Origin of the sequence: Zhongshania aquatica, from assembly GCF_027257955.1 — a bacterium.
Lineage (GTDB): Bacteria > Pseudomonadota > Gammaproteobacteria > Pseudomonadales > Spongiibacteraceae > Spongiibacter > Spongiibacter aquatica.
In genome coordinates this window covers 1-11224 of record NZ_JANZNQ010000049.1, presented here as the reverse complement: position 1 = coordinate 11224, position 11224 = coordinate 1, and the positions used below count along the sequence as shown (strand labels likewise).

The window sequence follows — 11224 nt, the reverse complement described above, 5'->3', positions numbered from 1 at the left end:
CGAAAACTGATGACTACATTGACTGAAGATGATCACTTAAAGTAAAAAGACGGCACATGATGTATGAGGTGGATTAAGTGATCACGTTCAAGCGGTACGACTGATCAGGTTCAGCGGAATACGCACTCTGTGTGGAATAAGCGTTTTATCATCATTATATATATGCACTCTATTCTTCTTATAGATCAACCTATCATCAAACGTAATGCATCTATTTTCGGTTTCCAAGTCGAATTTTAACTTCAGGGTTTGATTGAACAAAGCCAGCTTGCTGGAGGGCTCAACGAACTTTAAGAAAGTAAATAATTTCCTAATAATTCTAAGGCTTTTCCCTTGTATTGAATCAATGTATTCCCAATAATACATTTCTTCATCAACGTCTATAGACTTGAGGTATTTTGCGACAATTTCTCTCTGATTTGATGGCAAAATCACTTCTGCTTTGTTTCTTAGGTCATTGTTAGTTACTGATTCATCACCGTGGAGATCTAAAACTCCACCAACTTTAATCATTAGGTCGGCCATACCTTCACGTTCACTGATTATCCTTTTTTTTACATATTCCCTCGCGGATGAGTGAGTGGTTGTGTAATGAAAGTAGAAAGCTGACACGAAATAATCAGTTATATCCATAAATCTTTGACATACAAAGCATGAAAAATATAGATAAAAATTTAACTGATCAGACCTTTTGTGTTCCCATGCATCGTGGTAGTTGAATAATGCAGCATAGTGTTCAATGGCTGGCTTCGATAATTTCAGCACGGAAACCAGCATTTTAACGTCTTCATATATTTCTCTTAGACAATCATATGCTCTTGCTTCCTTGTTAATCTGAGATGGTCTAAAGTCGGTTGCCTGATATCGAATTGCATCAAATACATCTTTGGAATTTGGATCGTTGAGTAATCTTAGAAATATACTCTTTGTATTTTCGGTTAGATGATTTTTAACCAGCTCTTTAATTCTGGATTTTTCTAAATTAGTAACATCCGAGATAACCATATTAATTATACGGTAAGATGGTCGTTCAATGTTTTGGTGAGCAAGCCAATCTAATGCTTGGTCAAGTAACTCTCGCGGATCCAGCTTAGTTCTTACCTCTTGGGCAAGGTATGTCTGTAATTTTTCTTTTTCACTCAAATCAAATGAATTTATTCCAACGGCAGAAAAAATTCTGCTATAGATGTTAGATTTTCTAGCTGCCGATAAAGGTACAAGCTCTCTCGCCAATCCTGGATAGTACTTTTTAACTATATGTTTCAAATCGGGCTCTGATCTTGTTGGATCAAACTGAATTTTTATAGGTTTTAATCTGAAATAGCCAAGTAAGAGCCGATAATAGACTTGGATATCAACTGACTCTCGCTTTTTTATGAAAGAAAGTTCTTTGTCATCTAGCGAAAATTCGTAATCTTGGCTCTCTGCACTGATAGCTGGCGAGGCGTGATACTCGACGATTTCTTCTTCTGTTAATATCTTCATAACAATACAACCTAAAAAATTTTGGGACACACATACCAGAGAGAACTTGAGTCATGATTACTTATCAAGCAGCAATTGTATAAAGCAATCGAGAAAAAGACAGGTAGGGAGGTTATAAGCACGACAAAATATCAAGAAAAACAGGAAGTTAGGGATTTGGTCAATTCTACGAGTGCATGATAATCAGGCAAAGCTCGGCTGACGTCATCACTTCGTTGCCTCCCAATCCGCGGGGCGCGGGCCGATGCCTCCTAATATCGAGTGTAGCAAAGCGTATCTAAACAGATGATCCTAAAGCATGACCATGTTCCACGAATATGTTTCACGGAATAATGTGGTAAGAAGTGGCTAGCACCCCGTAATTGATCCATCGGTTTTGATTTGAACAAATACAACCACAGCAGAAAACGTTCCGTTTCATTTCGAAAACGTGTGAAAGTATGCTCAGACTTATTGCGCCCAATGTAATCTAAGAACTCGCGACCCCATTGCCAATGAGCAGGCCACCATGAATCGCCGGTTTTCAGAAAGCTATCAAGGTCAGGGTAATCTTTGAAACTAAATTCCTTTAACTCAGCATAGGTTGGGTATAGCGGTATGGGCTTCGGAACAGCCATGCAGAACTCCCGAGGTATGGGCGTGTGGTGTCTATCCGTATTCTAGCAAAACCCTCTTCTTAATGTCCAACACTGTTTAGTATACGACATAGAGTGTTACGCAGATAAGCTAATCGGCCTAAGGTGTTTAGATTATCAACACGCATAACGCTGGCAAACACCGCGTAAATGTTAAATAGAATAACAACCATTTAACGACGTTAAAGATCTACCCTGATTGAATATGCTCTACAGATATTCAGTTTGGCATACCTGAAATTATAATGCTCCGTATTTGTTACAAGCGTGAATACGGAAATAACGACGTCGGTACCAACATGGCGTGTTCGTTCTAGCAATCCATAAAGCTATTCTATTTATTCATGTGACTGATATCGCAAGTTCTGCAAACAAACCGACAAACGCGCTATATAGAGTGCCGATAACGATCGACGCTATTTAATTAAAGACCGTAACTTGCTAAATCGTGATACAAAAAGATGGTCTACAAGTAGTATTAGTACGAGCAAGGCAGCGGATAAGGGAAACAACAGGGAAATGATCAGCATAATTCCCGCGACTTTCCTGCTATCAGCATGAGATGCTGTCGGCGGCAACAGGCGATATACCTTTGCGGGACGTCGCTTCCACCAAAGAGCTATGCCTCCCACAATTAAAATAATTACCGCTATTACGAAAACTATATTTAATAGCCAATTCCACCAACCCAAATCGCCCTGGTGGAATGGGATAAAGGCTGCCATCGCCTTGCCCATTGTCGGATAATCCCCAAAGCTAAGATCGGCAAGTACTTTGCCATTAGATTGGTCAATGTGCAGAATCCGCTCGGCGAACGGGTTAGTCAGGTCGCCGGCTATGGTCGTGGCAGAAATGGTCCATACGCCGCTACTGCCCCCAGGTAAATGCACTCGATATTGCGTGAATTCGTTGGTTTCGGCGAACTTAACTATCGAATCCAGTGAGTATCCACCCTTACCGACGGCAGAGGTGGGTAATGGGGTCTGCTCCAGCGCCCAGGGTGTCTGATGTATCCCCACCTCATTCATCGACTGATGCAAATGTTGTGATTTGGGTGCCTCGAAGCGGGTCCCGGGTAGAGAGCTCCAGGCCTGTACCAGTTTTCCACCCCACACATTAGTCCAGGCTAATCCGGAAATCAGAAAGAACAACAGAGGTATGGCAATCAGTTGCCCTATCATACGATGCAGTTGGCGCCATTTTGCGCGAGTGGTCACATCACGAATGCTGCTGGCTGGCTGTTGAGTAACCGTTGGCTTCTCCCCTTTTTTCCCAAACCACGCCAGATACAAACCAGTCAGCACCATCAGTACAGTCAGGCCGGCCGCAATTTCGATAAGACTATCACCAGGGTCTCCAAGAAACAGCGAACTGTGGAATGCTTGCAATTTTGCATACAATGTTTCTGCCGGATCCAGCGCCCCCAGCACTTCCCCGCTGTAAGGGTTGATGTAAACCACAGTGCTCGAGGCGTTGTGACCGGCATGTGCGGATGCCGCGTCAAACGATAAAGAAAAACGCGCTGACTCTTTCGCTATGCTCGGCGGCAAATACATCTTTACGACGGCATCAGGGTAATGCGCACGAACTACCGCTAGCAATGCTGAGGCTGGTAGCGCGTTCCCGGTGGGTGCAACGGTTGTGAGTTCCTGATGCAACAGTGGCTCGATAGGTTTGCTAATCAACATCAGCAGACCGCTCACGGATAACATAAATAAAAACGGAATAACAAACACACCAGCATAAAAATGCCAGCGCCACATCGCCCTGTAGATCGGCTCTCGCTGCTTGGCCATGCTAGAGTCAGGTAAACTGGGTTCCGAGCCGCTCATAATTTAATCCGAAGGAAATGCCAATAAAAGTTAGAGTTGTAGCCTTACGCCGACGTAGATCGCTCGGGGTTCGCCAGGCGAAAGAATGGCAGCATCCGGCGCAGCTACGTCCTTCACGCTAAACAGAGAGACATAATTTTCATCGGTGATATTACGCACCTCCCCCCATACCTCCCAGTCCTCACCGGTCAATCCGGCGCGTAAACCAAGTAGCTTGTAGCTGTCAACGGTATAGGTATTTTGGAAGTCTGCGTAACGCTTACCAATGATGTCAAAAGTCGGGCCAGCGAAGAAACCATTGGTGTTCCGGTAAAGAATCTCGCCTTTCATTGCATAATCAGGTGCCGCTGGCAGATCGTTGTTGCCATACACAGCATCGTCATCGAAGGAAAACTCGTTCACTGTAAGATTCAATAGCGGTTGAATACTGCTACCATCATTCAACACGAAATTGGCACCAAGCAATACCTCTAAGCCTGAGTGAATGGTGTCGTCAACATTGGTCGACAGGCTGGTGCCTGCTGCATTGGGGTCATCCTTCGAAAGAATTTCGTCTTTCAATTGTGCGTAGTAAAGGGCAATGTCCCAGTGCCACTCGCTGGCAGTACCTAACTGTTGACTACCGCGAGTACCAATCTCGAACACACCACCTTGCATGGCATTCAGGGTCTCTTCATTACCACGCTCATCATCTTCCAATTCAAAATTCGTTGGGGCTTCATAGAGCTTGCTAATATTGCTAAACAATTCCACGTTGGCTGTGAGTTGATAAATTAATCCTAGGCGGGGATTAATACTGTCATAGTCAGCTTCAGGGTTACGCACTATATTTGATGACACGGCAATATTGCGGACCTCGCGCCGGGCACTGACAGCTTGAGCGCCATAGACTGCAGTCCAATTGGGCGCAAATTGCCAACGATCAACCAAAAATAATTCTAGGCTATCTGCGCTGTTGTCCACACGGGTCGTCAGATTCTCGCGACGGCCGCCCTCGTGGCTGTAATTACCCCCAGTGACGTCACTGATACCGTAATTAAGTCCGAGCAGCAGATCGTGGCTACCCTGGCGCAGATTGTAGCGTATAGCAGTACCTGTATTGCGCTGTACTGTGTCGATCAACAGACTGAAGAATTGACTGTAAACGATGGGGTGGTACAGGTCCTGCTCCTCGTAAGAGATGCCCACTGACAGGCTACTGGCGTCGTCGATATCCCACTCTGTCTTGTTGGCGACACGCCAGGTTTCAACGTTGAGTAAAAAGTTACCGATCACGTTATCTGGGTTTGCCTGCTCTGGATTGGCTTTCCATTGATCGCGGCTTAGGTTACCCGGTAGTTCCTGATCGTTGTCGATGTACGTGAAATAAAGTCGAGTGCGCACAGAATTGTTGAATTGCCAACCGGCATTCGCGTAGAGACTTTCGCGTTCTTGTTGTTGGTGCTCTCGATATCCGTCCCATCGTCTGGCTTCAATTGTCAGCAGTGCATCAAAGCTATCGCTCACTGTGCCAGCACTCATCCGGCCCTGAAACTGGTCATCGCTCCCACTTGTGAAGTAGATGTCTAGAGGTGCCCTGTCTCGTGCTGTGGGTGTAATTATATCGATCGCACCACCGAGGGTACTAGCGCCGTAGGTCAGTGCGTTAGCACCACGAGCCACGACGGCATTACTTGCATTTAACGGGTCAACGTCACGATTGTGGTTATTGCCATCGGCAGCGGTAACCGGTAGGCCGTCCTGTAGCAGTTTAATACCGTTGCCATCGTAATTGGTTGCATCAAGATTGGAACCGCGACTGGAAAAATAGCTAGAGTCCCCGGTGGAGCCACTAGCGACCCATAGACCAGGCACGTATCGCAGCATATCTGCCATGCTCGATACATTGCGCTGATAAAGATCCGCCGCATCCACCAGTGTTACTCCACCTGGTGTGAGCGCCTGTTCCGCCTCTAGAGCGAGCTTTGTTTGTTGACCATACACAACAATTGTTTCGAGCTTATTCGTTGAGGGCAGATTGCTTAATGGCGTGCTAGCAAGAGTAGCCAGCGGTAAGCCCAAACAAAAAAAGAGGGAGCTCCCCTTGAATGACAGCATCAAAATTTCCTTGGAATCCAAAACTAACAAAGCCATTTAAAACCGGAAATTTTATATCAAACCAAGAACCATCACTATGTGGCATAAGGTCGCAGGCAATGAGATTTTGCGAGGTTACAGAAATCACTCTATACGCTGGAAAATAAGAGGTATTGGCTGATTATAGTGATTTTAGTTTTAAACTTCGCGAACATTTTTAAGTCTGCAGCTGCGCCACGTGTTAAAGATGGCCCTGCCGATATATACGTTAGACCTAGCGATTTGCGGATAGCAGATTCAAATCAAGCGGGGATCGATGTGAAGGCCAGCCGTCTTCAACGCACTGAATCGGGTATACGCGCCGAAGTGAGTCTTTTACACAGCGACATAAGGCTTCGCCTTGAGTTACCAAACTTACACCATGATGTTCAGCACTTTGAGTTAGGCGTTAATTTGCGATTGCGATTTATGCAGTTCAGTATCTTTACTCGTCAATTGCCTGCTATATCGAATGCACACCTAAGCGTGCCTATTCTGATCGGTAAAGAAAGGGAACGTCTTAGGGGGGGGGGATTTCGTTTTTATCTAGAAATGCTGAACGGATCGACCTCCCTTGTACACCAAACTGTTTGTACACCAGACTGTAACAATTAACTCGTCTTGCGATACACAGCATAAGCGAATCAAGCCAAAGCCAAAAAATGCATAACAAACCGATTCTTAAGATTCCCTTAATTTTATTGAGCTAATGTTTCTTCAGCTCCAGTGATGTTATATCTCCGCAAAATTGATGGGATAGTATTACCGCAAATGAAATATACCGCTAAAAATAAGCAGCATCGTTTTACCCTACCCTCGTATCAACTATTGATCATTGTCGCCATATTTTTGACTGCCACCGCAAACCTCACCTTTTTCCACCACGCTCTGGAAATATACCCTTGGGCGACCAACAAAGCCTTTGTGGTTTCTTTGAGTATTGTTGTATTTGCGAGTCTGCTGTTTATTGCGTCGATCTTTAGTTTAGTGTTGCCTGCTCGGATTACAGCCGTTCTTTTCCTGCTCGTTGCTGCATCTAGCTCTTACTTTTCCGACAAGTTCGGTACGGTTATTGACGTCGAAATGTTGCGCAATGTCCTTGAGACAGATGCAGCGGAATCAGCCGACTTAATGACATTTACCTTGGCAGGCCGCTTGGTCTTGCTCGGCTTAATACCTGCGATTCTTGTCTGGCGGTTTACTGCTCCTAGAGCTCATTTTGGTAAGGCGCTGCTCATACATGGTGGAACAGCTGTTGCCGCCTTGGCTATTGCAGGCGCTAGCATCGGTGTTTTTAGTAGCCAATATGCGAGTTTTTTTAGAGAACATAAGCAAGTTCGCTACTATATTAGTCCGGCTTACCCTATTTATTCGGCGATACAATTAACGGGCAGCTTGTTGCCAAAAGGCGCACCAGTCCCGTTTCAAGGTCTACAAGCCGCTGCAAATATCTTAGAAGGCGGCGAAGCCCACGCAGAGCTCGTTGTATTAGTGGTAGGCGAAACTGCGCGAGCAGATCATTTCTCCTTGAATGGCTATACCCGAATCACAAACCCCGAGCTTTCAAAGGTGGATCGCTTAATTAGTTACACCGACATTCAATCTTGTGGGACGTCTACCGCGATTTCTGTTCCCTGTATGTTTTCATACTCAAAACACGATACCTTCGATGTGAAAAGCGCGCGCAACACCGAAAATGGTTTGGATTTATTGCAGTCTATAGGTGTGAACGTGTTGTGGCGCGACAATAACTCAGATTCGAAGGGTGTTGCTGATCGAATTCAGTTTGAAGATTACCGTTCATCAGACCGCAATCCAGAATGTAACCCTGAGTGCCGTGACATAGGTATGCTGAATGGCTTACAAGCCTATGTGGATGAGCATTCTGGCGACATTCTAATCGTGCTGCATCAAATGGGCAGTCATGGCCCAGCTTACTACCAACGTTATCCAGCTGAGTTTGAAAAATTCACCCCCGCTTGTCATTCTGCCGAGTTATCGGAATGTACGCAGGAGGAAATCATCAATGCTTATGACAACACCATTTTGTACACGGACTTTTTCCTGTCAAAGGTTATCGACTTTTTGAAAGCGAATACAGGCCCCTACGAAACCTCCATGTTCTATGTGAGCGATCATGGCGAGTCACTGGGGGAAAACGGCATTTATCTGCATGGTATGCCCTATGCTTTTGCACCCAAGGCGCAGACACATGTACCCGTATTGGCGTGGATTGGCGAAACCTCTGACATCGATTATGAACAGACAATACTTTTAAAAGACAAACCAAATACTCATGACGCGGTGTTCGACACCCTTCTCTCGGTATTTGAAGTCTCCACGGACTTGCTCCCATCAGCTGACTCAAAATTAGTTATGTTAGGGCCCGAGGAGGAAGAGGAAACGGCAAATGCAACCCGTTAAACAAATCTCTATATCATTAATTGCTATTGTCGTTTTAATGCTATGTGTTGAATTTACGAGCTTAGATATTTGGTTTGAGAATTTCTTTTACAACAATCAAACCAGCAAATGGATTTTAGATACGTCGAATCCAATGTTGCATTTTATGCTTTATGACGGCCCCAAAAAGCTATTGGTATTATTTGAGTTGGTATTGCTTATTGGTGCGACTATTTTTCATAAAAATCCAATTATCAAAGCCTATCAGCACGGTATTTTGATCGTATTGATCGCACTACCATTAGGGCCAGCGTTAGTATCCTCCTTGAAAGGCAGTACCAATGTTGCTTGTCCCTACGCGCTAGAGCAATACGGCGGAGACTTACCTTATATTGGCCTGTTTGAGCATTACCCAGAAAACCAGCGCCCTGAAAAACGTCAACGCTGCTTCCCCGCTGGACATGCAAGCGGCGGGTATGCACTACTCGCCCTATACTATTTGCCTAAAACCCGCCGCAGAAAGCGTCAAGCGCTGGCCTTTGCCATTACGGTAGGTTCGCTGATGGGAGGGTATAAAATGATCATTGGCCATCACTTCTTAAGCCATACCCTAGTGTCTCTACTCCTTTGTTGGATTGTTACTAATATAGTTGCGCTATTAGTACTTCCTTGGCCGGAGAAAGCCAAACACAAGGACGCTGAATTACTAAATAACAACACACTGCTAGAGTCAGAGAGTTAGTAAGTTGACAGTGACAACCTAATTGCTTCATCAATATCTAAGGTTTTTAACTAATAAAACCCGCAGCTCACCGCTAGATATACCCCTATCCGTGGTTCTCCTCTGCCGTGGACTGTATTATGATTGGCGCCGGTTCTTACTCTGGCTGACGCTCGCTGTCATCCGTGCCTGAATGATAACTAATAAGGATAGTAAATCTATGGATCAAAGTATGGTGCGCGCCTTCGCGGGCAATTTCTTAGGTAATGCGCCACTGTGGTATAAAAAGACCATCATTGGCTTTCTTATTCTCAATCCCCTGCTGTTTTTTACTGTCGGTCCGTTTATTGCGGGCTGGGCGTTAATAGCTGAGTTTATTTTTGCACTGGCAATGGCCTTGAAATGCTACCCATTACAACCGGGCGGTTTACTTGCAATAGAAGCAATTATTATTGGCATGGCGTCACCCGAAACGGTGTACATGGAAGCCAGAAACAATTTTGAAGTTATTCTGCTACTGGTATTTATGGTAGCTGGCATTTACTTCATGAAAAATTTGCTGCTTTTTGTGTTCACTCGTTTATTACTGAACATTAAATCTAAAGTTGCGCTGTCTCTGGTGTTTTCCGGCATGGCGGCGTTACTAAGTGCCTTTCTTGATGCATTAACAGTTACTGCGGTGCTTATCGCCGTGGGTATCGGTTTTTACTCGGTTTATCACCGCGTGGCATCAGGGGGGCATCATTCCCATAGCGATCACGACCATGGTGACGACAATAAAGTCACCGACAACTCGCGGGCTGATTTAGAGCAATTTCGCTCATTCCTGCGCAGCTTGTTAATGCACGGCGCTGTGGGTACGGCTTTAGGTGGCGTATGTACCCTCGTCGGTGAGCCTCAAAACCTGCTAATTGCGGAGAAAATGGGCTGGAACTTCCTGCACTTTTTACAGGTTATGTCGCCGGTTACCATGCCCGTTCTATTTGCTGGACTTTTGACCTGCGCCTTACTCGAAATAACCGGCAAGTTTGGCTACGGCGCAAAACTACCAGATTCAGTACGCACAGTATTGGTTGAATACTCTGCCGCACAAGACGAGAAGCGCACACCTTCTGATGTTGCTGAATTGGTTGTGCAGGGTTTGGTCGCGGTCTTTTTAGTTGTCGGTCTAGCCCTGCACCTTGCGCCCGTTGGCTTGATCGGTCTTACCGTAATTGTGTTGCAAACCGCCTTTAACGGTATTGTCGACGAGCACCGTATTGGACATGCATTTGAAGAAGCACTGCCCTTTACTGCGCTGTTGGTAGTGTTTTTTGCTATTGTTGGCGTTATCCATGAGCAGCATCTATTTAAGCCTATTATTGACACTGTGTTGGCGATGGAAGGCCAGATGCGAACAGTCATGTTCTTTGTGGCGAACGGCATGCTGAGCGTAATCAGTGACAATGTATTCGTGGCGACGGTTTACATCAATGAAGTTAAAGCCGCGTTTGATGCAGGACACCTAACCCGTGAAGAGCTAGAGCATTTGGCTGTGGCGATTAATACCGGTACCAACATCCCAAGTGTTGGCACACCTAATGGCCAAGCTGCATTCTTGTTCCTACTGACGTCTGCATTGGCTCCGCTGATTCGTCTTTCATACGGTAAAATGGTGATAATGGCACTGCCCTACACAATAGTGATGAGTAGTGTCGCTTTGGTTGCCGTGTGGTTCTTTGATTAAACACGTCTTCTCAGCAAATAAAAAAAGGGCCCTTTCGGGCCCTTTTTACGTTGTGTCACGAGTATTGGGCTAGCTAAACCCCTGTTATATAAAAGACATCGGCAACGTAGAACGTCATCAGCCTGGACACGCATCCTGTGGGCATCTCATCACTGCTCAAAATAGTCTTCGTCGCTCTGAAAAGTAAGCGTTCATTTCAAGACGTAGTTGACTTACTCCACGTCCCGAAGTGGTCTCAGCAAACCCGGCGAGATCTTATATTGCTTCGTGCCGTCTTCGGCTAACACGATGACACTCTTGCGATTGA

General features: G+C 45.4%; 7 protein-coding genes. 4 read left to right on the top strand and 3 right to left on the bottom strand.

Features of this window, described 5'->3' with window-relative positions:
• Positions 1 to 87: 87 nt before the first annotated feature.
• The 3 genes from O9X78_RS20000 to O9X78_RS19990 form a co-directional block, all read right to left on the bottom strand.
• Positions 88 to 1485 carry a DUF4158 domain-containing protein gene (locus O9X78_RS20000; protein WP_269621481.1) on the bottom strand — a complete coding sequence of 466 codons (1398 nt, stop codon included), beginning with the start codon at positions 1483 to 1485 and terminating at the stop codon, positions 88 to 90.
• Between the two features lie 1051 nt (positions 1486 to 2536).
• Positions 2537 to 3952, bottom strand: coding sequence for a PepSY-associated TM helix domain-containing protein (locus O9X78_RS19995; protein WP_269621480.1), 1416 nt, complete (start codon positions 3950 to 3952; stop codon positions 2537 to 2539).
• Between the two features lie 30 nt (positions 3953 to 3982).
• On the bottom strand, positions 3983 to 6049 hold the full coding sequence (locus O9X78_RS19990; RefSeq protein WP_269621479.1) for a TonB-dependent receptor family protein: 2067 nt from the start codon (positions 6047 to 6049) through the stop codon (positions 3983 to 3985).
• Positions 6050 to 6214: 165 nt separating this feature from the next.
• Between O9X78_RS19990 and O9X78_RS19985 the strand changes: the two genes are divergently transcribed.
• The 4 genes from O9X78_RS19985 to nhaB all read left to right on the top strand — a co-directional run bounded on the left by O9X78_RS19985 (position 6215) and on the right by nhaB (position 10917).
• Positions 6215 to 6682, top strand: a complete 468-nt coding sequence (locus O9X78_RS19985) for a hypothetical protein (protein ID WP_269621478.1) — start codon at positions 6215 to 6217, stop codon at positions 6680 to 6682.
• Positions 6683 to 6838: 156 nt separating this feature from the next.
• Positions 6839 to 8491, top strand: coding sequence for a phosphoethanolamine transferase (locus O9X78_RS19980; RefSeq protein ID WP_269621477.1), 1653 nt, complete (start codon positions 6839 to 6841; stop codon positions 8489 to 8491).
• Positions 8478 to 9212, top strand: coding sequence for a phosphatase PAP2 family protein (locus O9X78_RS19975; protein ID WP_269621476.1), 735 nt, complete (start codon positions 8478 to 8480; stop codon positions 9210 to 9212). The genes O9X78_RS19980 and O9X78_RS19975 overlap by 14 nt, the downstream gene beginning before the upstream one ends.
• A gap of 199 nt (positions 9213 to 9411) precedes the next feature.
• The gene (gene nhaB / locus O9X78_RS19970; RefSeq protein ID WP_269621475.1) at positions 9412 to 10917 is read left to right on the top strand and encodes a sodium/proton antiporter NhaB; all 1506 of its coding nucleotides are present in this window, start codon (positions 9412 to 9414) and stop codon (positions 10915 to 10917) included.
• Positions 10918 to 11224: the final 307 nt, after the last annotated feature.

Coding starts and splice junctions, on each gene's coding strand:
- O9X78_RS20000 (WP_269621481.1), bottom strand. CDS start 1,485: ATGAAGATATTAACAGAAGAAGAAATCGTCGAGTATCACGCCTCGCCA.
- O9X78_RS19995 (WP_269621480.1), bottom strand. CDS start 3,952: ATGAGCGGCTCGGAACCCAGTTTACCTGACTCTAGCATGGCCAAGCAG.
- O9X78_RS19990 (WP_269621479.1), bottom strand. CDS start 6,049: ATGCTGTCATTCAAGGGGAGCTCCCTCTTTTTTTGTTTGGGCTTACCG.
- O9X78_RS19980 (WP_269621477.1), top strand. CDS start 6,839: ATGAAATATACCGCTAAAAATAAGCAGCATCGTTTTACCCTACCCTCG.
- O9X78_RS19975 (WP_269621476.1), top strand. CDS start 8,478: ATGCAACCCGTTAAACAAATCTCTATATCATTAATTGCTATTGTCGTT.
- nhaB (WP_269621475.1), top strand. CDS start 9,412: ATGGATCAAAGTATGGTGCGCGCCTTCGCGGGCAATTTCTTAGGTAAT.